Annotated in this window: 18 protein-coding genes; 10 read left to right on the top strand and 8 right to left on the bottom strand. The window is 40.3% G+C overall.

Features of this window, described 5'->3' with window-relative positions; translation table 11 throughout:
* Positions 1-51 precede the first annotated feature (51 nt).
* The 5 genes from A3GM_RS10960 to A3GM_RS0103550 form a co-directional block, all read right to left on the bottom strand.
* A complete protein-coding gene (locus A3GM_RS10960; RefSeq protein ID WP_154648081.1) occupies positions 52-384 on the bottom strand; it encodes a S8 family serine peptidase in 333 nt (110 codons plus the stop codon).
* A 76-nt stretch (positions 385-460) separates the two neighbouring features.
* On the bottom strand, positions 461-1,276 hold the full coding sequence (locus tag A3GM_RS0103570; RefSeq protein WP_018362019.1) for an oxidoreductase: 816 nt from the start codon (positions 1,274-1,276) through the stop codon (positions 461-463).
* Between the two features lie 326 nt (positions 1,277-1,602).
* Complete coding sequence (locus A3GM_RS0103565) at positions 1,603-3,261, bottom strand: AMP-binding protein (RefSeq protein ID WP_018362018.1); 1,659 nt, start codon at positions 3,259-3,261, stop codon at positions 1,603-1,605.
* A 14-nt stretch (positions 3,262-3,275) separates the two neighbouring features.
* On the bottom strand, positions 3,276-3,830 hold the full coding sequence (locus tag A3GM_RS0103560) for a helix-turn-helix domain-containing protein (RefSeq protein WP_018362017.1): 555 nt from the start codon (positions 3,828-3,830) through the stop codon (positions 3,276-3,278).
* Between the two features lie 429 nt (positions 3,831-4,259).
* A complete protein-coding gene (locus A3GM_RS0103550) occupies positions 4,260-4,736 on the bottom strand; it encodes an arginine repressor (protein ID WP_018362015.1) in 477 nt (158 codons plus the stop codon).
* A gap of 176 nt (positions 4,737-4,912) precedes the next feature.
* Here A3GM_RS0103550 and A3GM_RS0103545 point away from each other — a divergent pair, with 176 nt between their 5' ends.
* The gene (locus A3GM_RS0103545) at positions 4,913-5,296 is read left to right on the top strand and encodes a thioesterase family protein (RefSeq protein WP_018362014.1); all 384 of its coding nucleotides are present in this window, start codon (positions 4,913-4,915) and stop codon (positions 5,294-5,296) included.
* Positions 5,297-5,455: 159 nt separating this feature from the next.
* Here the strand turns inward: A3GM_RS0103545 and A3GM_RS0103540 are convergent, their stop codons facing one another.
* Complete coding sequence (locus A3GM_RS0103540; RefSeq protein ID WP_018362013.1) at positions 5,456-7,714, bottom strand: GH92 family glycosyl hydrolase; 2,259 nt, start codon at positions 7,712-7,714, stop codon at positions 5,456-5,458.
* 749 nt (positions 7,715-8,463) lie between these two features.
* Here A3GM_RS0103540 and A3GM_RS0103535 point away from each other — a divergent pair.
* Genes A3GM_RS0103535 through A3GM_RS0103510 form a run of 6 tightly spaced genes read left to right on the top strand, consistent with a single transcriptional unit; the run spans position 8,464 to position 20,513 of the window.
* Positions 8,464-11,718, top strand: coding sequence for a SusC/RagA family TonB-linked outer membrane protein (locus A3GM_RS0103535; RefSeq protein WP_018362012.1), 3,255 nt, complete (start codon positions 8,464-8,466; stop codon positions 11,716-11,718).
* An 18-nt stretch (positions 11,719-11,736) separates the two neighbouring features.
* A complete protein-coding gene (locus A3GM_RS0103530; RefSeq protein WP_018362011.1) occupies positions 11,737-13,191 on the top strand; it encodes a RagB/SusD family nutrient uptake outer membrane protein in 1,455 nt (484 codons plus the stop codon).
* A 43-nt stretch (positions 13,192-13,234) separates the two neighbouring features.
* Positions 13,235-13,948 carry a DUF4843 domain-containing protein gene (locus A3GM_RS0103525; RefSeq protein WP_018362010.1) on the top strand — a complete coding sequence of 238 codons (714 nt, stop codon included), beginning with the start codon at positions 13,235-13,237 and terminating at the stop codon, positions 13,946-13,948.
* 54 nt (positions 13,949-14,002) lie between these two features.
* Entirely contained in the window at positions 14,003-15,433 is a 1,431-nt protein-coding gene (locus A3GM_RS0103520; RefSeq protein ID WP_018362009.1) for a PKD-like family lipoprotein, read from the top strand.
* 11 nt (positions 15,434-15,444) lie between these two features.
* Complete coding sequence (locus A3GM_RS0103515; protein WP_018362008.1) at positions 15,445-17,985, top strand: zinc-dependent metalloprotease; 2,541 nt, start codon at positions 15,445-15,447, stop codon at positions 17,983-17,985.
* Positions 17,982-20,513 (top strand): zinc-dependent metalloprotease, encoded by a 2,532-nt coding sequence (locus tag A3GM_RS0103510; RefSeq protein ID WP_018362007.1) that lies wholly within the window; start codon positions 17,982-17,984, stop codon positions 20,511-20,513. Before A3GM_RS0103515 ends, A3GM_RS0103510 begins: the two co-directional genes overlap by 4 nt.
* 247 nt (positions 20,514-20,760) lie before the next feature.
* Here the strand turns inward: A3GM_RS0103510 and A3GM_RS0103505 are convergent, their stop codons facing one another.
* A complete protein-coding gene (locus A3GM_RS0103505; protein ID WP_018362006.1) occupies positions 20,761-21,054 on the bottom strand; it encodes a YciI family protein in 294 nt (97 codons plus the stop codon).
* Between the two features lie 26 nt (positions 21,055-21,080).
* Positions 21,081-21,638 carry a DJ-1 family glyoxalase III gene (locus tag A3GM_RS0103500; RefSeq protein ID WP_018362005.1) on the bottom strand — a complete coding sequence of 186 codons (558 nt, stop codon included), beginning with the start codon at positions 21,636-21,638 and terminating at the stop codon, positions 21,081-21,083.
* Between the two features lie 123 nt (positions 21,639-21,761).
* Here A3GM_RS0103500 and A3GM_RS0103495 point away from each other — a divergent pair, with 123 nt between their 5' ends.
* From A3GM_RS0103495 to A3GM_RS0103485, 3 genes are read left to right on the top strand one after another with little or no spacing between them, the layout of a single operon-like run.
* On the top strand, positions 21,762-22,649 hold the full coding sequence (locus A3GM_RS0103495; RefSeq protein WP_018362004.1) for an NAD kinase: 888 nt from the start codon (positions 21,762-21,764) through the stop codon (positions 22,647-22,649).
* A 9-nt stretch (positions 22,650-22,658) separates the two neighbouring features.
* Positions 22,659-24,341, top strand: a complete 1,683-nt coding sequence (locus tag A3GM_RS0103490) for an ABC transporter ATP-binding protein (protein WP_018362003.1) — start codon at positions 22,659-22,661, stop codon at positions 24,339-24,341.
* The gene (locus A3GM_RS0103485) at positions 24,338-24,862 is read left to right on the top strand and encodes a peroxiredoxin family protein (protein WP_018362002.1); all 525 of its coding nucleotides are present in this window, start codon (positions 24,338-24,340) and stop codon (positions 24,860-24,862) included. The genes A3GM_RS0103490 and A3GM_RS0103485 overlap by 4 nt, the downstream gene beginning before the upstream one ends.
* The last annotated feature ends 8 nt before the right edge of the window (positions 24,863-24,870 follow it).

The following is a 24,870-nucleotide window of genomic DNA, read 5'->3' as shown; positions in this document are numbered from 1 at the left end:
ATACAAGTAATATTTATAATTGTTTTTAGTTAAAAGAAAATAAAATGGCAATTACTTGATTTGCAATATGCGATCGTAGTTCACCTGCAATACACCATTTACCTTTTCAAGTTGCTTTTTCGCCTTAATGATATCCGTTTTTTCAGGCAAATGAATGGTAAGAATAGGCATATTCTTTAGGTCATACAATATTTCTGCATGCATCTTGCGAATGGCTTGCACTGCATTGGCCTTGCCTTCTGCACCATCATAGTAGACAATGAGTGTAGACTTGCTCACCTTTTCGCCATTTATAAAGCTGTCGTTGTGCTGTTGTGTCGTTTGTTTAGTGGCACAAGACGCTATTAAACACATTCCCAGTATTATTAATCCAAATATCTTCATAGATGCAAAAATACAAATAACAATTGATTATTCGATAGAAAAAGAGAGATAAAACCGCCTTGTTGCAGGGCGGTAGTTATAATCTTTTCGCAATAAAGTCGAACAATCGAGTAGGAAGAAGGGCGTGAAACCACGCTAAAGGCTTAGCTCCGAACCCAATTAGATAACGACTTTTGGGGCGTTTGCTATTCACTGCATGGGCAATGGCTTTGGCAATGACTATGGGTTGACTAAGACTTGCACCCTCGTAACGTTGCTTTAAACGTTGGGCAGCACGCAAAGCCTGTTCTTTGTAGGCACTGTTCGTGGCGTTGTTTTTGAGGTGTTCGGCTGCAATCAGTCCCCAATCGGTTTTAATTCCGCCTGGTTCAATCACCGCAACGTGAATCCCTTTACTGGCAACCTCCATGCGCAAGGCATCGCTAAAAGCCTCTATCGAATGCTTCGTAGCGGTATACCACGCCCAAAAAGGCATAGAAATGCGACCCGCAATCGACGAGATATTGATGATGGTACCCTGCTTTTGCGCCCTCATATAAGGCAAAACAGCCTTCGTTATGGCAGCAAGTCCAAACACATTCACCTCGAATTGCTTGCGAGCTTCGCTCAGTTCCACATTTTCCACCGCTCCCAATAGACCATAACCAGCATTGTTTATCAACACATCGATGCGCTTTTCACGGGCAATAACATGTGCCACCGCCTCTGCAATACTTGCTTCTTGGGTTAAATCGAGCATCAAAGGCACCACACCTAAAGGCTTTAAAGCCTCCATTTGCTCCACTCTTCGGGCTGCTCCATACACCTTATGGCCTTGTTTGGCTAAGTATTCGGCTGTTTGAAAGCCTATTCCACTACTTGCACCCGTTAGTAAAATAACCTTACTCTCCATGCTTTTGCCTTCCTATTTTAATTTTATTCAAAGATAACCACTTTTGAGTTGTTGGGCAAGAAAATAATAAAGAGTTGATAAAAAGAAATGAAATCAGCCACAAGTGGTGACACTTCTTTCTACCAACTCATTCTTCAATCAATGAAGTTAGGATAACATTATTATTTGAGAGATTTTTTCTTGTCCTTCAAAAGCAATGCTTTCGCAGTGTAAAAGGATAGCTTTTGCCACTCAATTACAATGCTTTTGCCGTGCAATAAGCATGCTTTTAGAATGTGATGTGTGTGCTCTTCGCAATCGATTGATAATGAAGAGGTTGAGAAATACTATTTCTTATTGTCCTTTTCTCTAATCTCCACACGTCTAATCTTACCGCTGATGGTCTTTGGAAGCTCGTTAACGAACTCGATAATACGAGGATATTTGTAGGGAGCAGTTTCGTGTTTAACGTGCTCTTGCAAGGTTTTCACCAGCTCATCGCCTGCTTTATCCTTCCAATCTTTATGCAACACCACCGTAGCTTTCACCACCATACCACGCAAATCATCGGGAACTCCAGTAATAGCGCATTCAATTACGGCAGGATGAGTCATCAAAGCACTCTCCACTTCGAATGGACCAATGCGGTAACCGCTACTCTTTATCACGTCATCGGTGCGTCCAACAAACCAGAAATAGCCGTCTTCATCACGCCAAGCAACATCACCTGTGTGATAAATTCCATCGCAACACACTTTGTTTGTCAATTCTTCATCACGATAATACTCGTTGAATAGACCGATAGGACGACGCTTATCGAGGCGCACAATGATTTCACCTTTCTCGCCATCTTCGCACGATGAGCCATCAGAACGAATGAGATCGATGTCGTATTGTGCATTAGGTTTGCCCATAGAGCCTGGCTTTGGTTGATGCCAAGGCATGGTTCCGAGAGTCATAGTCGTTTCTGTTTGACCGAAACCTTCCATCAATTTCACGCCAGTTATCTTGTAGAACTTTTCATAAACCGATGGGTTAAGAGCCTCACCAGCCGTTGTGCAGTATTCAAGAGACGACAAATCGTAGGTCGAAAGGTCTTCGTGTATCATGAAACGATAGACAGTTGGAGGCGCACAGAACGATGTTATGCGGTATTTTTCAATCTTTTTGAGAATCTTTTCTGCTGTAAATTTATCGTGATTAAACACAAATACAGCTGCACCTGCAAACCATTGGCCGTATAATTTGCCCCAAACTGCCTTTCCCCAACCTGTATCTGCCACGGTAAGATGAATGCTGTTTTCGTGCAAGTTGTGCCAAAATACACCCGTAGTGATGTGTCCTAAGGGATAAAGATAATTGTGTGCAACCATCTTTGGCTCACCACTTGTACCGCTGGTGAAGTACATTAACATGATATCGTTATTGTCGTTCACGTGCGAAGGACGCACAAATGCAGGCGCATTGCCTATCTCTTCGTGCCAAGAATGGAAGTTTTCGGGTACCTTTGGACCAATACTTATGAGCGTTTTCACTGTTGGACTCTCGCTCATTGCAGCCGTAATCTGCTCTAACACATAATCTTCTCCAACGCAAATAATGGCTTTTACGCCTGCACGATTATTGCGATAAACAATATCATGCGTTGTAAGCATGTGCGTTGCAGGTATTGCGATGGCTCCAATTTTATGCAAAGCCAAGATCGAAATCCACCATTCATAGTGACGTTTCAATATCAACATCACCATATCTCCTTTGCCAATGCCTAATGAAAGGAAGTAAGATGCAGCCTGATCGGTAAGCTCTTTCAACTCGCCAAAGGTGAAAAAGCGTTCGTTTTCTTCGTCATCTGTCCATATTAAGGCCGTTTTATTGGGCTTTTCTTGCGCCCAAACGTCCATCACATCGTATGCAAAATTGAAGTTTTCGGGTATGATAAACTCTAAATTCTTATTGTAATCTTCTTCTGAATGAAATGAAACCTGTTTTAAAAAGCGTTCTAACATATATCTCCTCCTAATTAAATAACCACACAAAGGAACTTCACTGGCTTGCCACCTAATGCACGCATGCAGTGCTTTTGCTGTGCATCGAAATAGATACTATCGCCTGGATTGAGGATAAGTTCCTTGTTTCCGATGAGTATTTCGAGCGTTCCTTCGAGCACATAGTCGAACTCTTGTCCCGAATAATTATTGGCACTGTGACGCAAATCGCCCTCAAGTGGCTCGATAGTCACCACAAATGGATCGGCTTTTCTACCTCTAAAGGCAGTTGCAAGACCCTCGTATGTGTAGTTTCTGTGCTTCTCTGTGCTCTTACCTTTACCGCTTCTTGTAACGAAATAGCTACTCATGTGAGCGTCTTCGCCAAACAAAAGGGTGTCGACACCAATGTTATAGCGTTTGGCAATCTTTGATAATCGATAGAAAGAAGGGTCGGCTTCGCCTGCTTCTATTTTGAAATAATGTTCTAAAGAGATGTCGCATAGCTGTGCAATCTCTTCAGGTGAGATGTTAAATATTTCTCTTAAGCCCTTTAAGCGTTCGCCTATTTGTTTTAATGATGTGTCCATTTTTCTGTTAATTTATAAATAATACAATCGCAATGAGTTGGCCATAAGGTTGCAATTTGTAACCACTTGTTGCGCAACTCCATTGGTTGAGAAAACCTTTTGTTGAGGTTTTCAAAAGTAATTATTCTTTTCTGTTTAGGAACTTTATTGTTCCTTTTTATAACATTATTAAAGAATTAAAACAAAAAAGATGCACACCTATATAGGGGGTGTGCATCTTTTAGAAGATTATTTTGTTCGTTTTAAAATAAAACTGCTTTTCGGTTGTTTTGCAAAAGCTATGCTATTGGGTTGCAATATCAATGCTTTTAGGGTGCAAAATGAATGCTTTTACTATGTAATCTCAATGCTTTTACTTATCAATTGAAACAAAGTGCTTTTGCAATGGATAAGTGAACGAGAACAAATGGTGGGTGTGGTGCTGTGCAATTAGCGAATAGATGGGTCGACATTTTGCAGTTGATGGATAATTTCTTCGGGCATTTTACCTGCCTTTATCACCATCAATACGGTGTCAGCTCCCGCAACTGTTCCTAAAATGTCGGGCAAATTAGCATCGTCTATGTTAAAAGCTATACTGCTTGCATAGCCTGGTCGGGTTTTTATAACAGCCATATTGCCTGAAAAACGAATAGACAAAAAGCCCGTAGACGATAGCATGTCGGTTACAGGAAGAGGCTTATCTACACGCTTATACAAGGTGTCGTTGGGCAAAACAAAGATATATTTGCCATTAATACTGGCTGCTTTGGCTACCTTTAGTTGCTTAAGATCACGACTTAATGTGGCTTGTGTAATGTCATATCCAACTTGTTGAAGAGCATGAAGTATCTCTTCTTGACAACACATCTCACGACTTGAGATGAGCATCTTTATCATTTCCAATCTATTTGCCTTTCCTTTCATCACGCAATTTCTTTTATCCTATATGTGCAAATATATGAAAAATAACTATAAAATGCAAGTTCTTGTTGTAAAAAGGCGGATTGGTTATCATCTTTAATAATAGTTTTGAGGTTGTTTTGCCATTTAAATTTTAATCGTTATTTTTGTAATTACAAGACCAAAAACTAAGAAATAATATGATAAAAGAAGGATTAGAATATTCTACTACCATAACCGTTGAAGGCGAACATACTGCTTTAAGCGTTGGATCGGGAGACATGCAAGTGCTCGCAACGCCTGCTCTTATTGCCTTTATGGAGAATGTTGCCATGCTAACTGTGCGTGACTTGCTGTCGGACGAGGTAACTACTGTGGGTGGAATGATTGAGGTGAAGCACTTAAAAGCATCGCCCGTAGGTGCCGAAGTGGTTGTGAAAGCAACGCTTGAAAAGGTAGATGGAATTAAACTTCAATTTAAATTAGAGGCTTTTCAAGGTGAAAAGCTCATTGCAGAAGGTGCTCATTTGCGCTTTATTGTAAACAGACAAGAGTTTATGAACAGGGTGTTGAAAACCGAATAGAATTGATAACACCTATTTTATATATAATAAAAGAGCGACGAAACATCACGTTTTGTCGCTCTTTTTGTAATCATTTTCTTTATTAAACTACTAATAGTTTCTACAAATAGGGCTTTTCTCAAAGCTTATTATTATGCAAATAAATTCTTAGAGATTATTTTATTTCACATCAAAGTGAATATTTCTTGCATTGATAAGGTCTTTATGCGAGATGCGATAGCTCTTAAATGGCTTTCCACCTACAGTGATATTGTTGATGCGATAAGCCTCTTTATCACTTCGTTTGCTTGTAATAACGAGCTGATCGGTGCCCCATTGCTCTTTAGAAAGCTTGATAGTGACTTTATCGAACACTGGAGTTGTGAGCGTATAAGCAGGTTCTCCGGGGCAATCTGGATAGAAACCAATCATGTTAAACACTGCCCATGCCGACATAGTACCTGTATCATCGTTGCCAGGAATGCCGTCGGGAGCATTCTTAAAGTATGTGTTGAGCAGGCGTTTAATTTCCTTTTGGGTTCTCCACTCTTCGCCTTTGAAGTATGAAAACAAGTGAGGATAAGCAATATCAGGCTCATTTGCAGGGTCGTAATAGCCCTTGTCGAACACCATTTGCAACTTATCTACAAACGCTTTGCTGCCTCCCATGAGTTGAGTTAAGCCCTTAATGTCGTGTGGAACATAGAAAGTATAGTTCCAAGCGTTGCCTTCATGGAAGCCAGGATTAGGCTCAAAGTTCTCACCTTGTAGTGGATTGAAGGGCGAATAGAACTTACCTGAGGGCAAAATAGGCCTAAATGTGCCGTATTCTTTGCTGTAATAGTGCTTATAACCTAACGAACGGTTGTAGAAAAGCTTAGCATCGCTGTCCTTTCCCAATGCTTTTGCAAGGCGAGAAAGTGCATTATCGGCGATATAATACTCCAAAGCGTGCGACACTGAGTTATCGTATTGCTCACGAAGAGGCACATATCCCAACTTCATATAATCGTCGTTGTCTGGTCGAAGCTTGTTTTGTGGTCCCGGAGTAGTGGCTCCTTTGCGCATAGCTTCATAGGCTTTGTTGATATCGAAGCCCCTTAAGCCCTTCAACCAACTATCAACTATCACTGGAATAGATGGATCTCCTTCCATAGTATAGGTCTCTCTGCCATACAATTCCCATTTAGGTAGCCAGCCATGTTCATCATACATGGCCAACATAGACTGCAACATGTGTTGCTGACGCACTGGATATACGAGCGTAAGAAGTTGATGTACGTTGCGATAAGTGTCCCAAAGCGAGAAAACAGTGTATCTATCGCCAGTTGAAACCGATGCAATATCGCCACGTTCGAGGGTTGGATATTGTCCATTTACATCTTGTAAGATGTTGGGATGGATAAGAGTGTGATACAAAGCAGTGTAGAAAACGGTCTTTTGATCTTCGCTTCCGCCTTCTACAAGTATTTTAGATAAATCGTTGTTCCACGCTTCTTCGGCTCTAAGACGTAAACTATCGAAAGTGGTTTGAGCCAATTCTTTCTCTGCATTAAGGCGTGCATTTTCCATACTTACAAACGAAACGCCCATCAATACCTCAACTTCTTCATTTTGTTTGGTATCGAAATCGATGAAAACACCAATGTCGTCGCCTGCAATCTCACGTTTATACTCAGTGTATAGCTTGTATTTTCCGTTGTCTTTGTCCCATTCTGCTTCCACACCGCTCATCAATCGTTGCTTTTTCCAATAGCCCGAGCGTTTGGGTTGCTTATTAACTTTCATGTAAAAGTATATTGGAAACACCGCTTGAGGGTTGTAACAGAACGTACCTAACACCTTCATGCCCTCGAATTCGTTATCGCTTATGCGGCGAATGAATGCTCCCGACTCGTTAGTTAAGCCCTCTCCGAGGTTTAAAAGGATGTGACTTTGACCTTGAGGGAAGGTAAAACGAGCAATAGAGCTGCGTTTGTCGGCAGTAACTTCGGTTTTGATGCCGTATTTAGTAAGCGTGTTAGAGTAGTAACCAGGGTGTGCCACCTCGTTTTTATAGGTGCTTCCGTATTGCTTATAATCTACATTTAGCTCGCCAGTTGTGGGCATTAGCAAAAGAGAACCAACGTCGGGACAACCCACACCGCTTAAGTTTACGTGCGAAAAGCCCGTGAAAAACACGTTATGATATTCGTAAGGAGTAGACCACCAGCGTGCATCTTTGTCGTATTTGTTATCGTTTGAGCCCATAACATTAAAGGGAACGACCGACATTAAGCCGTTAGGCATCACTGCTCCGGGGTTAGTTGTACCAAAATTGGTGGTCCCTATGAAGGGATTTACATAATCAACTGGTCTTAATTTCTTATTTTCCGCCTTCATTGAAACGCCAAAAAACATCAGTGTTGCAATGAAACAAGTGGTTAATTTACGGTTCATTTCTTCAATTTATATCGTTTATGGAGTAATTAGCTCATCTTTAATGCTGAGTTAAAAGATTGCATAGGTACAAATATAGGTATTTTTTTTGATTAAAATAGTGCATTCTTTAAATTATTTATACTCTGCTCCTCTACTACAAATAGTGGGCAATAGTTCTGTTTCAACCATTCTTTCTCAATATACTGGCTATGCCCTTTGTTCACAAGGGTTGTGAGGTGGTGTGGCAAAAGCAATGCTATTGATGTGTAAAAGGATTGTAATTAGAGAGTAAAAGGATTGCAATTAGAAGGCGAAAGCATTGCTTTTGTTTGGTAACTTCGATGCACCTGTTGGTAAAGTCGTTGCAGCGATGTTGTAAAAGCAGTTTGAGTGGGGGAGAGAAGGAGATGAAAGAAAGATAAAATCACCTTAATTAATATATAAGATGATAAGAAAACGAAAGCTATATTTTGTTCTTCGCTAATTGATAAATATCATCTAAAATGCGAAAATGATAAAGGAAAGTAAGAAAAATGGGCACTCTTAGTTGGAGTTTATTATTATTTTATGTATTTTTGCAATAATGTTTTTTGCTAAATAATATTTTTTCTTTAGATTAAAAGAAGCAGCAATAGAATATTCAGGATCGATAATTCAGAAGAAATAAGATAAAAAGAATGTATTAGGAAGGTTAATCTGTTTTTAGGATTAGTCGTTAACCTGCCATTAAAAGAGAAATAAAAACCCTTTTCAAGAAAGTAAATAAGATGAAGAAAAGACAAGTTATTCGACGTATGTTCTCGTTTTTCTTATTGAGCTTGCTATTTAATACTGTGTTCAGTAGTGTGGCCTTGGCTCAGGAAAACGATAAGAAAACAGTGTCGCTATCAATGAAAAACGTGCCTCTTGTGACGTTCTTCGACGAAGTGACCAAGCAAACTGGTTTAGAGTTTGTTTACGATGCCGATCAAATAAAGGCTTTGGGCGAAGTGAACATCAATGCTAAAGACGAACCTGTACGCAGTGTTTTAGGACAAGTTCTTAATTTGGTGTCGTGTGGATACACCATCAATGGTAACCAAGTGACCGTTACTAAAAAGAATGTTGGCGATAAACGTAAAGGCGTTTATGGTCAAATTACCGATTCAAGCGGTCAGCCTTTGCCAGGAGTAACTATCCGAATGGAAGGCTTCAACGGTGGATATATCACCGATATGGACGGAAAATATCAAATTGAAACCGATAAGAAAGACGTTAAACTAACATTCAATTACATTGGTTATAAGCCGCTCGAAAAGACCGTTAAGAACGGAACTGCGGGCAACTTTGTGATGCATGAAGATGCAGATGTATTGGGTGAAGTGGTTGTTACGGGTTATGGTACAAAGAATAAGAATAGCTTTACGGGTTCACAAATATCTGTAAAGAAAGAAGATTTGATGGCTGTTGGAACCAAGAACGTGTTGAAGAGCCTTGCAAACTTTGTGCCTGGTATGTCTGTTTTGGATAATGATGTGGCAGGTTCAGACCCTAATACGCTTGCAGATATCAACATTCGAGGTCGTGCAACCTTTACAGGTCAAGCCAATATGCCTGTCTTTGTGGTCGATGGTTCACAAGTAAAGGTAGACTATGTCTATGATATGGACATGAATGATATCGAAAGTGTCACTGTATTAAAGGACGCTTCGGCTTCTGCTTTGTATGGTGCTAAGGCCTCTGCAGGTGTTATTGTTATTACAACAAAGGCTCTAAAGGGTGGTAAGTTGCGTTTGAACTATAGCGGAACACTACGTTTCTCTACTCCAGATCTTAGCGATTACAAGCTATTAAACGCTTCGCAAAAGCTTGAATATGAGCGTTTGGCAGGTCTATACTCATCAGACGACGCAACAGAGCAATATGCACTTCAACAACGTTATGCAAGTATTTATAGAGAAATTCAAGATGGTGTGAATACCGATTGGATTGCAAAGCCATTGCGTAATGCGATCTCTAACCAGCATAGTTTAAGCATAGACGGAGGCGATGAGCACTCTCGTTATAACTTAGGTGTGCGTTATGGCAACGATGCAGGTGTGATGAAAGGATCTGGTCGTGAGCGTTTATCAACCAACTTTAAACTCTCTTACAATCTACCAGGAAAGTTCTTCGTTTCAAACACCTCAACCGTTACATCGGTAAAATCAACTAATTCGCCTTATGGAGAGTTCTCTGATTGGGTGAAACAGAATCCTTATGAAAACCCATACGATAGCGATGGTAGCTTAAGAAAGCTCTTGAACTACAACACTCCTAATCCTTTATATGAGTCTTCGTTAGGTTCTTTCAGCGAAGGAGATAACTTTGACTTCATGAATACAACCAATGTGCAACTCTGGTTCGATGAAAAATTCCGTATTGACGGTGACTTCTCATTCCAAAAGTCTAAATATAACAGCAAAAAGTTCACCTCTCCATTTGCAGCAGCACAGATATCATCACAAAGTGACGTGTCAAAACGAGGCGTATTGCAAGATGGTTATACCACAACCACAACCTACCAAGGTAAGATTATGGGGTCGTATAACACCTACTTGCTACAAAAGTTGTTCTTAACAACAATGGCAGGAGCCAGCATTGAGTCGTCAAGTATCGACGGAGCAACATACACTACCATTGGATATTACACCGATAAGTTAGCTCATCCCACCTTTGCTTCGAGCTATGGAACAGGTAAACCAACTGGAATAGATAGCAGATACACTGGCGTTGGCTTCTTTGTTAATGCCAATGCGATATGGGATAATCGTTATTTCTTAGATGTAGTGTATCGTTATGAAGGTTCTTCTAAGTTCGGAAAGAATACCCGTTTCGCTCCATTCTGGAGTTTGGGAACAGGTTGGAACATTCATAATGAGCAGTTTATGAAGGGTTCTCCATTCCAATTATTAAAGCTTAGAGCAAGTATTGGTTACTTAGGTAACATCTCATTCGAACCTTATCAGGCGCTTACCACATATACATATGGTAACAGTTTGAATTATGGTAAAGGCATTGGAGCTGTTCCTTTGACAATAGGTAACACCAACTTGAAATGGGAACGCACTCTAAGTAAAAATATTGGTGTTGATATTACAGTGTTTAAGGGTCGTTTAGACTTCTCAGCTGATATGTATGTGAAGAACACCGACAATCTTCTTCTCGATATAACAAAGGCTCCTTCAGTGGGAGTTCTTACCTCAAAGGAGAACGTTGGTGAAGTAGAAAACAGCGGAGTAGAGCTTCAAACAAGAGTAATTCCAATTCAAAACAAAGACTGGCAATGGTCTCTTAGCTTGAACTATTCATACAATAAGAATAAAATTAAGAAGATTAGTAATGCATTAAAGGAGCAAAACGAGCAGAATCAGAAGAAAGGTGGCATTGTACCTTTACCCATTTATGAAGAAGGACAATCGTTAACTGCTATCAAAGTAGTGCCTTCTGCGGGTATAGATCCAGTGACTGGTAACGAAATTTTCATTAAGAGAGACGGTAGTTACACTATGACTTACGATGCAAACGATAAGGTGATATTTGGCGATAGCACTCCATTTGGTATCGGTTCGCTAAGCTCTTATTTAACATATAAGCAGTTCTCTTTAGGTACTTCGTTTAGATATTCATTCGGAGGTTCGATCTATAACCAAACACTTGCAACCAAAGTAGAAGGAAGTGATCCACGATATAATGCCGATGAGCGTGTATTTAACGATCGATGGAAGCAGCCTGGAGACATCGCTAAGTATAAAAAAATAAGCGATTCGAGCGTTCCTCAGCAGACATCTCGATTCATTCAGACAAACAACTACATCACACTTAGTAGCTTGTCGCTTGCTTATGAGGTTCCAGCAGAAAAACTAAAGAAGTTTGGTTTGCGTCGTTTACACTTAGAAATGATTGCTAATGACCTGTTTTATTGGTCGACTGCAAAGCGTGAAAGAGGTTTATCTTACCCCTATGATCGCAGTATTGAGTTCTCAGCACGTTTCTCATTATAACATCTAAAAGCATTTATTATGAAAAGATTTTTCAACAAATATATACCATCATTATTGCTATGTGGAAGCGTTCTTTTCACTTCTTGTGACAAGTTCCTCGACATTCAGCCCGCAGGACAACTCGAACAAGATAAGATGTTCGGCGACATTCAGGGCTTTAGAGATGCCATGTATGGTGCATATAGTAGTATGGCGCAAACTAATTTGTATGGTGAAGCCCTCTCATACGGCTTCCTTGACAACCTAGGACAAATGTTTGGATATGACAACGCCGCTAATCTTAGTTATTATTCAACGCAATACGACTACAAAAGAAAAGAGGTTAAAGATGTTATAGACAACATTTGGGCGTCGCAATATCAAACCATTAGTTATGTTAATAACATTATTGCACACATCAACAGCACCTCTATCAAGAGCAAAGAGTTAGACTATATGAAGGGCGAATGCTTGGGTTTAAGAGCCTTTTTGCACTTCGATGTAGCTCGTTTGTTTGCTGAAGACTATACAAGAAGCACCTCGTCGACTCGTGGAATACCTTATTCTACCACCTTCGACCTTAACAATAAGGAGCTACTTACATTGCATAAGACTTACGAAGCGATATTGGCAGACCTCAATGAGGCAGAGACTTTGCTCGCAAACGACACTGTTGTGAATGTAGAAACCTCGCCAACAAGCGACTATTTAAAGGGTCGTGGCGTGCTATTTAACAAGTATGCGGTGGCTGCAACCAAAGCTCGTGTATACTATGCAATGGGCAATTACACCGAAGCAGCACGCTATGCGCAACAGGTGTTAGATGCAACCAGCAACTTTAAGCTAAAGAAATTGTCGAGTTTAGATGATGTTAAGCGTTATCCAGCCAATGGAGAAATGATCTTTGGACTATACAACGACAAGCTATCTTCTAACATTTCAGAAATGTTCTTAAATGCAACAAGTAGAGGAAACTTCACTGAAGCACGTCGAGATATTGAAGATTTGTACGATAAAAGCTCACTTTCTGCAACCAGTACCGACCTTCGTTTAACCACATATTATCGTGAAGCGACAGCCGTTAGCTCTGGAAAAACATTCTCGTTTGTACGCTTTATCGAGAGTACTGCAGCGGTTACCAACTCGCCTTTGAAAGGTATTACATTAATAAGACTGCCAGAAATGTATTATATTCTTGCAGAAGCTAACTATGATACCAATCCAACTAAGGCAGTGCAATATCTAAATGACGTGCGTAATAGCCGTGGTTTGGAAGATGTTAACGCAAATAAAACAAGCAGTAAAGAGGCTTTTGAAAAAGAACTTATGCGTGAAAGAATGCGTGAAATGCCTGGAGAAGGTCAAGTGTTCTATGCTCTTAAGCACTTTAATAGAAGCTTTACCGATTATAGAAACATGGTAACTTTCCAGCCATCATCAACCATCTTTGTTCTTCCTTGGCCAGAAAAGGAATTAGAGTTTGGTAATAAGTAAAAATAAAAGGATAGCAATTACACAATAAAAGCAATGTAATTATATGGCAAAACATATCATATTGATAGCTAATATCACTGCAATTATAATGTCACTCGCTGCATGTAGTGGTATAGACTATAACGGAGAGTATAGCAAAGACGGTTTTTATAACAGTGAGAACCAAGTTTATTTCAATTTTAAAGAAGCATCAGATTCTATTATCACATACTCTTTTGGCGTGAAAGTTGCTGATACTTTAACCCACACTGTGTATGTTCCTGTTACTTTAGCAGGTAAAACCAAAGACCAAGAGCAAACCTTTAAGGTGGTGGTTGATGGCACAAGTACTGCAAAAGAGGGTGTGCATTTCACTGCGTTGAAGAGCGTTTACAGCATACCTGCTAACGCAATGACTGCTTATGTGCCTGTTGAACTGCTTCGAAAGAATTTATCTGGCACCCAGAATGACTCTATTCGACTTGTCTTGCGCATTGATTCTAACTCAGACTTAGGTACAAGATTCACCCAAAAGAACAAGGTAACCATTGCCTTCGACAACCTTCTTTTACGCCCAGACTTCTGGGATATCTTCGAAAGTTATTGGGGAATAGGAACCTATACCAAAGCAAAATATACTCGCTTGTTGAGCTATTACAATGGAGATCCACAAGAAATTGAAAAAGCTTTGAATGATGCGAACCTACAAGGAGCACTCTATATGCATGTTGTTGAAGTGATTAACTATTTCACTCAGCATCCCGATGAGAACGTATAGTGAAGTTCTTGTATTTAAAACGATTCAATAACACAATATAAAGATAGATTATATATGTTCAAGATAAAATATTTATTGGCATTCGTTCTTGTGGCTTTAATGGCAAGTTCGTGTGTAACCGACGACTCAACTACTGCTTCTGGCAACAGCTCTCGCATTAGTTTAGAGACCGCTTTGGCTAAGACTTACACCCTAAACCGATGGGATACGCTGAAAATAGCACCTCAAGTGCAACAAACCAACACTGCAAAAGATTTGAGTTATGAGTGGGAAGTGAACCATAAAGTGGTTGCAACTACAAAAGACTTGAATTATGTTTGCTCTGAATTTGGTAAGTATCCATGTAGATTAAAGGTATCGAATGGCGACGATATTCAATATTATGAATTCTCGTTAGACGTGCTTTATTCTTACGTTGAGGGTCTTTATATCTTGGCACAACATCAAGGAAAGACCATTGTTTCATATCTTCCAGATAGCGTTCAGGGTAAATCTTTCTCGTTAGATGTATTAGAAAAGAACAATCCTGGTGTAGACTTTAGTGGCGAACCCAAAGCTATCGACAACACAATTGCACGTGATAATGTTACACCTCTTATATATGTAGCAGCAGGAAGCCCTTCTTCTCTATACGAAATCAATGCTAATTTGATGACTATTTCGAGAACAAATAAGGCTCAAGGCGATATCTCTTACGTTGCAAAAAGTAAGTTGAGTTATCCTAAGTCTGAGCTACTTGTAGTGGATAAAAAGCTATATCGCTTGACATTATCAGACACTACATTTGTGAATTTGACCACCAAAATAGAGTCATCTCTAGGACATAGCGTTGAATTTGCAGACAGAACAGTTACTTGGAAGCAAGAAGATTTGAGCTATATCCATGGTTATGTGGCGTTTGATAACGCTAATGGCTCTTTAATAGGACAGAATGTGCAAAGTACTAAGGTTCCAACTGAGTTGCTTGCAGGCACTTTCACGGGCGAAAAGCTTGTTGGAATGGGTTCAGTTGATAAGGAACGCACCATTGCAATCGTGACTTACAACCCCACAAGCAATAAGTTTACCTTCTATCACATACACCCTGGCTTCTATACAACTAACAAAAGACTTGTCTCAATACCTGCAAGTGTGAAGTATAAAGGCGAAATGTCGAGCGCAACAGGAATACAAACAGGTTCTATTGTACGCACAGCAAGTACCAAGAACTTGATGTATTACACCAATGGAAATAAGCTTTACGCTTATAATGTCCTTTCAGATGGAAACTTCCCAACCAGTGCTTTAACCACATTTGGAGGTAGTTCAGAAACAATAGTCGACCTATATATCAATTCAAGTGAAAGCAAGTTGTATGTAGCAACAAACGATGCGGGTGCAACATTGCAAGGAAGTATTTATTGTTATGACCTCAATAACCGTAAACTTCTATGGGAAAAGAAGAATATTACGGGTAAGATTAAAGGAATTACCTATAGAGAATAAAAGATAAAACAATGATATTTGAAAAACAAAGAAAGAACATGATAGGACTAACTTTAGTCTTATCATGTTTTTGCGCAACTGCAATTGCAGACGATAAGAGTACTTCAGACAAACCAAAGAAAGAGAAGAAAGAAACGAAGTATGATAAACTCTTTAAGGATAAGAAAAGAGATACGGCTGCAAGTAAATTCATTACGCTCCATAAAACCGATGGAAAGCTGTATTTAGAGCTTCCACTTAAATATCTAAAGCAGCAAATGTTGCTCAGTGGAGCAGTGTCTTCATCTACCGATCCCACTTATGTTGCGGTCGGAATGAAGAACTCTAACCCTCTATATTTCTACTTCGACATACAAGATAGCAGTGTGGTTATGAAAACACCAAACACTGTTTTGTATAATAATGGAAAGGAATCGAATGAGTTAAAAGATGCTTTTAGCTTGAGTTATCGTGACCCTATACTCACAGGATTTAAGATAGAAGCATACAATAACGATTCAACTGCGGTGGTATACGATGCTACAAGCCTTTTAGGTAAGCCCAATTCGCTATTACAAGTGATGCCAAGTAAGTCGGGAGACTTCGTTATTAAGTCGTCACCTAAAAGCGAAATGTCTTATATTAGAGCCATAAAAAGCTTCGATAAGAATATCATTGTCAATGCAGATTTCAATTATTCTGTAACCGCAACACTGATGTCTTTGCCCATAGCAAGCGACATTCCAACAACCGTTGGCGTAACTTATAGCTTAACATTGATGCCTAACGACAAGATGAGAGCACGCATAGCCGATTCGAGAGTGGGTGTAGCTTCATCGTCAAAAATCACCTTTTCTAACGAGATAGCAAAGAGTAGACTCACTTATTTGGCTCATCGTTGGAACTTAGTGCCTGCTAATAAGAAGGCATATAGCGATGGAAAGGGCAGTAAACCCGTACAACCTATCCGCTTTTATCTTGATAACACCTTCCCAGAAGCATGGAAAGAGCCTATTAAGAAAGGCGTTCTTTTGTGGAATAAGGCCTTTGAAAAGATTGGATATAAAGATGTTTTAGAGGTTGTAGACTTTCCAACTGATGACCCAAAGTTCGACCCTGAGAACTCAAATTACTCGTGCATACGCTACGTTCTCAATGGATCTGAAATGCCAACAAGCAACATTTGGGTGAATCCTGCTAATGGAGAGATCCTCAATGCATCGCTTTTTATCTATAGTAATGTGGGCGACTTGCTTCACAAATGGCGTTTTATTGGAACCAGTGCAAGCGATGCTTCGGTGCGTTCTAATGAGCTTCCAGCTAACAAGTTTGCTGAAGGTTTGTCTTATCTTGTAGCAAGAGAGATTGGACATACATTGGGATTGTTAGATAATCTTGGTGCTTCTTGGGCTTATTCAGTCGACAACTTGCGTAATGCAGCATTCACACAGGCAAACGGTTTGAGTGCTTCTATTATGGACGATGCACACTTTAACTATGTAGCACAGCCACAAGATAAAGGCGTTTTGTTAGCTCCTAAAGACTTAGGTGCATACGATTACCATGCAATAGAATGGAACTATCGTTATTTCGACCCTGAAAAAGTGAGCGTAGAGAGCGAAACTAAGCAGTTAGAAGCATTGGTAGATCAACGTGTTAAGAATCCTGCTATGCACTATTATCGCACCCAATCGCAGCGATGGGATCCACGAGTGCAAGAAGGTTCGATAGGAAACGACCCTATAAAGGCAGGAAACGAAGGTATAAAGAACTTGCAAATTGTTGAGAAGAACCTATATAATTGGGTGAAGAACGATGAAGATAGCCGTATAAAAGAAAAGCTCTATCTTGCCATAGCACAACAACATTACGCTTATTTCAAGCATACAATGAGCAATGTAGGAGGTATATATCTTAACGATATGAAGCAAACATCAGGTGTTCCACGCTACCAAGTGGTGCCAAAAGCAAAGCAACGTGAATCACTTCTGTGGTGTCTTGCACAAGCAAAGCGTTTTAAGAGCTATGCAAATAAAGACTTCGAGAAACGTGGATTTATGTCTATTAGCTATTATGATCAGCTCCTTGAGTTCATAGGCTACGACCTTATGGGAGCCAGAACACGTGTTGCTGTAGCTTCACATCTCGACCCTAACAGTTATACTCAAAAGGAATACTTTGCCGATTTGTATAATAGTATCTTCCAAAGTGCCATGAAAGGCATTGCACCTACACAAGAAGAGCGAGTACTTCAACGCACTTATCTCACCTATTCGCTGTCAATTGTAGACAAAGCGAATAAGAGTGGTAGCAATGGTCCAGCGGCATTGAAAGAGAGCAACACCGCTATCAACCTATCAAACGATTATGGTTATGGCGACCCCAACGCATCATTAGCTCCAACTATCGATGCAGCTCTTATTGATAACTCGGCACTTTACTTTTATAGTTCATTGCTTCAGCTAAAGCCTTTACTTGAAAATTGCTTAAAGGCGAAGCTTTCAGACGATGCAAAGTCGCACTATCAAATGCTCTTGTTCCGTGTAAATAAAGCTTTGGAGGACGGTAAATGATAAATAAGTCGTTAACAATTACACAGCTCTTGCGTGCATTCGGGCTCGTGTTGTTTATCGGTTTGTCGGTAAATGAGGTACAAGCAGGATTTCTTTTCAAGAAAAAGAAGAAGCAAGAGAATAAAACAGAGAAGAAAGATGCCTACGAACGTTTTCTAACAGGAAACAAACGAGTTTCGAGTAGCAGCACTTTCATGACCCTTCATACCCTCGATAGCAAAGTGTTTATAGAGCTTCCCAAAAGCTCTATGGGCAGAGATATGCTCGTAGGAGCCACTATTTCATCGGTATCTAACCCCAAATTAGGGGACTTAGGCTTTAAGAATTCGAACTTAGTGCATGTTCGTTTTGTTGAAAAAGACAGTAGTGTGGTGATGCAAGTAGTGAACACCGACTTGTTTTTTGATAAGCATGACAAGAACGCCGAACAAGCTTCTAAGCTCAATTATGATAACTTAGACTTCTTTACTTTCCCCGTAAAGGTGCGCAACACCAAACAAAATACAGTGGTGTTCGATGCTTCTTCGTTTCTACTTAAAGAGGATCGGTTCTTCCCAATCATTGCAAAAAACGTTGGATCTTACACCGTTAACTCTTCATTAAAAGAGAACTTAACCCGCATTACAGCCGTTAAAGCCTTTGAAGAGAATGCTTGTGTAAAGATGGAACGTAATTATATCATTAGTCTTTCGGGCAGAAGTGGCTCCAGTGCCATTAACAATTATCCCGTAACTATTGGTGTAAACTTCAACTTTGCCTTGCTCCCTCAAGACCAAATGACCCCTCGTTTGAGCGACACTCGCATCGGTTATTTCCTCATTAATAAAGATGTTGTAACCAATGGAAAGGTAGAAAAAGCTACATTTGTTAAGCGTTGGCGAATTGAACCCAAAGACACTGCAGCCTATTTTGCAGGAAAGCTCACCGAACCCACAAAGCCAATTGTTTATTATATCGAGAATACGTTCCCCACATTGTGGAAAAATGCCATTAAAAATGGTATTCTTCGTTGGAACAAGGCTTTCGAAAAGATTGGCTTTAAGAATGTAATTCAGGTGCAAGACTTCCCAACTAACGATCCAAATTTCGATCCAGATGATTTTAAATACTCATGTATTAGATATCTTCCAACCGATGTTGAGAACGCAATGGGACCCTCTTGGACCGACCCACGCACTGGAGAAATCATCAATGCAACCGTACTTGTGTATAATGATGTGGTGAATACGATAGACGATTGGCGTTTTGTTCAAACCTCACAGATAGACCCTCGTGCTCGAGTTGCACGCATGCCCGACGACATTGTGTCTGAAACTTTAGAGTATATCATTGCTCATGAGGTTGGACACACATTGGGATTGATGCACAATATGGCTGCTTCGGCTGCCATTCCTACCGACTCTTTGCGCTCTGTTTCATTCACTCAGCAATACGGAACCACTGCTTCTATCATGGACTATGCACGTTTTAACTATGTAGCACAGCCACAAGACAAAGGAGTGAAGCTCACACCGCCCTACTTAGGCGTGTATGATTACTATGCAATTGAATGGGGTTACAAGTATTTCCCCAATCAAATGGGCTACAAGAAAGAATCACTTGAATTGCAAAAGTTTGTAGACAAGCACCAAGGCGACCCCTTCTATCGTTACGGATTGCAACAAACCAGTACACGATACGACCCTTCTGCCATTGAAGAAGACTTGACTAACAACCCCGTTCAGGCTGGAACTTATGGCATGAAGAACCTCAATGTGATTTTAAAGAACCTCGATAAGTGGATTCCAGACAATGAGGATACCAAGCGAAAGGGCGAATTGTATAACGAAATATTGTCGCAAGCGTTTAGCTATGTGCGCCATGTTTATGTCAATGTGCCAGGTATTTATCTTTATCAAACAAGCGAATCGTCGGGTCTTCCACGCTATAAAGTGGTGCCAAAGCAGCAACAACGTGAGTCAGCTCTATGGCTTTTGAAACAAGCTCGCACCTTTGGTGAGATGGGAAATGACACTATTGAGCGCAAATTGGCATTTGGTTCTAACCGCCCATTCAAAGTAATGGCTCGTGATGTGCAGTCACTTGCCATGATAGCAACATCGAAGTTAGGTCTTTCATACTATCTCGATTCAACCTCATATTCACCCCTTGAGTATTGCGAAGACGTGTATAACGACGTGTTTGGCAAAACCATCGAAGGCAACGAACAGCTCTCTGTGGCTGATTTGTCGATGCAACGTCTTTATGTAGACTATCTGCTTTCGGGCGTGAACGATGTGAAACAGGTGGGAAATGTGCACAACCTTCAAAGTAATGATGTTGAAAAAGCATTGTTAGGGTTTGGAAATGGCTATGGAGAACCAGAGCCAATGTGGGGCACAACCATTGGGCGTTCGTCAGAATATCTGTTGTTTTATGCTCAGAAGTTGAACGAACTGCTTAAGAAACGCATTGCAACCACTAAGAATACCGACTTGAAAGCGCACTATATGTTGCTGCAAAAGCGAGTGAAAAAGATGTTATCGTAAGATGATTTGATGCGGAAAATGATTTTCCGAGAATAGAATAAGAAAGCGACCGATGATGTGTTGAGGCACATTTGTCGGTCGCTTCTCTTTTAAGTGGAAAGCCTTTGTTCATCGCCTTTGTAGCTCTTGCCTTGCAAAAGCAATGCTTTCGGCTTGCAATATCAATGTTTTTATATGAAAAAAGCTATGCTATTAGGTTGTAATAGCATAGCTTTTAAATCTCAAAGAGAAAGTTCTTCGTTTAGAATTACTTTCCGAGTGCTTTTATAAAGTTATCAACGCTGTTTAAAACAGGGTTAAACTCGATGACGTTATACGATGCAATTCCCTTTTTATAGAATGGATCGTTGGCAATAATCTCGTCTACTTCAGCACGTGAAGCGGCGTTACATATAATCAAACCACCTGTTCTTGGCACCTGACTTCCAGATGCAATCATATGTCCACTCTCATATTTCTCTTGCAAATAAGCACGGTGTTCTGCTAAAACAGCATCTACTTCTTCAATACTTTTTTCGTATTTAATTACTAAAACAAACATGTTCTTAAATTTATATTGTTACTAATTTATTGTTCATTATAAAGCATTCCGCTCTTAATTTCGTTGGCTTTTTCTGCATTGGTGAGCCATTCTAATAGGCAATAAGCATATTCAAGCGATGCAGCTGCACCCTTGGCAGTGATGATGTTGCCATCTATTGTAACAAAATCGCCAGTGTATTGTGCTCCAGTTAAATGCTTTTCAAAGCCAGGATAGCATGTTGCCTTTCTGTTATTCAATAGGTTGAGCGAGCCAAACACCATTGGAGCAGCGCAAATAGCACCCAATTTCTTTCCTTCTTCGTTGTGTTTTAAAATAGCTTTGCGCAATCCTTCGTGCTCGTTTAGATAGTTTGCACCAGGTAAACCGCCAGGAAGAAGTAACAAAGATGCATCGTTTAGGTCGACGTTTTCGAATAGTTCGTCGGCTTTAACCGTCACCTTTTGTGCACTTTCAACAAGCTCTCTGCCCATAATACTAACAGTTTTCACCTCAATTCCACCACGACGTAGAATGTCAACAACGGCTAATGCTTCTATAGTTTCGAAGCCATCGGCAAGGAAAAGATAAACTTTTGTAGTCATATTAATGAAGTATTATAAATAAAACTTGTACTTTTGCAATATGCAAATGCTATGCAAAGATAGTGAAAACAATTTCTTGTGTAGCAAAAGAAGTGAAGAAAAAAAGTAAAAACATCTGCAATAATGCCACAAACACCATTAACATTTGCGCTTTTTGGAAGCGTTTATCAGTCTGCCGACAGTGATTTTTTGCATCAGTTGTTTAGCTGTTTGCACGAAAAAGGTGCCCACGTGTTGGTTGAAGAGGCTTATTTGGCTTTTGTAAATAAGACACTTGGCAAGCACAATTATGCGCTTACGTCGTTCAAAGACTTAGATGTAACGCCCCATTTTGTGGTGTCTATTGGTGGCGACGGTACGTTGTTGCGCACCGCAAGTAAGGTATTGGAACGTGAAGTGCCCATTATTGGTATCAATACAGGGCGTTTGGGCTTCTTAGCAGATACCCTTCCGTCTTATATTTCTGAAGTAATCGACAGCATTTATGCAGGCACTTACACCGTAGAAAGGCACTCAGCATTAGAGATAAAGACCGTAGGCGAAGAGCTCAACATGCATTCCTATGCCTTGAACGAAGTGGCTTTGTTGAAAAGAGATATGGCTTCGATGATTAGTATCGATACTTTTGTAGACGATGAACATTTAATTACCTATCAATCCGATGGTTTAATTGTTTCAACTCCCACAGGAAGTACGGCTTATAGCCTATCGAATGGCGGTCCGATTATCGATCCAGTGGCCTCAGTATTCTGCTTAACTGCAGTTGCTCCGCATAGTCTTAGCGTTCGACCTATGATTATTTCCGATCGTTCGAAGGTGCATTTAAAAGTTTATTCTCGTTCGCATAACTACTTAGTTGCGATAGATGGCAACAGTAAAGCATTGCAAGACACTACCGAAGTGATAATATCTAAAGCCCCTTATACGGTGAACATTGTTCGAAGATACAACAAACACTACTTCGATGTGTTGAAAGATAAGATGAATTGGGGTAAAGATCAACGCAAATAAAGATATTCAATGAAAATAAAAGAACTATTTAATAGACAGCAAGCACGCTACTCTGTGAAAGTGGTAGTGGCGTGGTTATGGAGCATTTGGCAGGGAAATCGTTTGCAAGCCTTGCTCAATGTGCTTGTAGGTGTGCTGTCGGTGGTAAATAGTTTGATGCAAATTTGGGCGGTTCAGCATGCTATTGATGTGGCAGCAGGAAGCGTAAAAGGCTCTATCTATTGGTCGGTTGCGTTTATGGGACTGCTCATTCTCATTGGATTTGGATTGAACATCGCCTCGATATGGATTAGTAATGTCCTTGGAATAAAGGCTCAAAACCGCATGCAACAGCAGATGTTAGACCGCATTTTGCGCTCGCAGTGGCACGGAAAGGGGCAGTTTCATTCAGGAGATATATTGAATCGACTCGAAATAGACGTGCGAACGGTGGTGAGTTTCTTAACCGAAACACTGCCCAGTACGGTCTCTTTCTTGGCAATGTTTATCGGAGCGTTCCTCTATTTGATGATGATGGATGCCACACTTGCCCTACTTATTGTGGCAATGATACCTGTTTTCATTGTTTTAAGTAAGCTATATATGGGCAGAATGCGCCATTTTACGGCTCAAGTGCGCAGTTCAGATAGCAAAGTGCAAAGCATTTTGCAAGAAACAATACAGCATCGAATGTTGATTAAGACCCTCGAAAGCATCGATCAAATGGTGAATCGCCTCGAGAGTACACAACACACGTTGCGCCAAAGAGTGATGAGAAGAACCGTGTTTAGCGTGTTCTCGAATCTAATTCTTAGCTTAGGATTCAGCTTAGGCTATCTTCTTGCCTTCTTATGGGCGGCAGTTCGCATGATAGATCATAGTTTGTCGTTTGGTGGTATGGTGGCTTTCTTGCAGTTAGTGAACCGCATTCAGAGTCCAGCTCGTAGTTTAACAAAGCTCGTTCCAGCCTTTGTTGAGGTGCTAACAGCGGCAGAACGCTTGATGGAATTAGAGGAAGATCCACTTGAAAAACAAGGAAAAGCTGAGTATTTCGATGCTCCTTGCGGTATAAAGCTCAACAATATCAGCTACGCTTACGATGATGAACCAGACCGAAAGGTGATCAATCAGCTGTCATTCGACTTTTATCCAGGCTCATGTACAGCCATATTGGGAGAAACGGGTGCAGGAAAAACAACGCTTATACGTATGCTTTTGGCATTGATAGAGCCTACTGAAGGGTCGGTTAGCTTATATGATAAGCATAAAACCAAAACCATAACCCCGCTAATGCGTGCCAACATCTCTTATGTTCCACAGGGAAACACTTTAATGAGCGGTACAATTAAAGAGAACTTGCTATTGGGTAACCCTTTTGCAACAATGGAAGAGATGGAGAATGCATTGACTTTGAGTTGCGCTCAGTTTGTGTTTGAACTGCCAGAGGGCCTCGAAACGGTGGTAACAGAGCAGGGTGGAGGACTAAGTGAGGGTCAAGCGCAACGCATTTGCATTGCTCGTGCTTTGCTAAGAGATCGTTCTATCATGATATTCGATGAGGCTACAAGTGCCTTAGACCCTGATACTGAACGACAATTATTACATAATATTCTCGAAAATCAAACAAAAACAATTATCTTTATCACGCATCGTCCTGCTGTGATAGATTATTGTAATCAGTCATTAAACATAATAAAAGAACACGAAAAATGATGAAAAAACTAATAATGGGAGTTCTTATGCTCCTCGGATTAACAACAAATGCTATGGCAGAAGATTTAGATTCATTGTATGCACAATCGCTATTGAAAGTGGGAACACAAGCTCCTAATTTCGAATTACCTACTCCTGAAGGTAAAAAAGTGCAGTTATCAGATTTTAAAGGCAAGTATGTATTGATCGACTTTTGGGCTTCTTGGTGTCCTGATTGTCGCAGAATAAGTCCCAATGTAGAGGCTATTGCAAAAGAATATCAAGGTAAAGACCTGACAGTTGTTGCAGTGTCGTTCGACATTGACAAAGAGGCTTGGGTGAAATATATCAACAGAAACGGCGCACCTATTAACGAAGTGCACGTGAGTGAGCTAAAGAAAATGAAGGAAAGTGCCGTTGCAAAGGTCTTCGGAGTGCAGTGGATTCCTTCGCTTTACTTGTTGGATAAAGACGGAAAGGTACTTCTTGCAACTGTAGAAGTGAGCAAAGTAGAAGCAATGGTGAAGACTTTGATGAAGTAATGGCTTTG

This window comes from Hoylesella nanceiensis DSM 19126 = JCM 15639, assembly GCF_000379965.1.
GTDB lineage: Bacteria > Bacteroidota > Bacteroidia > Bacteroidales > Bacteroidaceae > Prevotella > Prevotella nanceiensis.
Note: the sequence above shows the minus strand (reverse complement) of the source record. Positions and strands in the feature narration are given on the sequence as shown.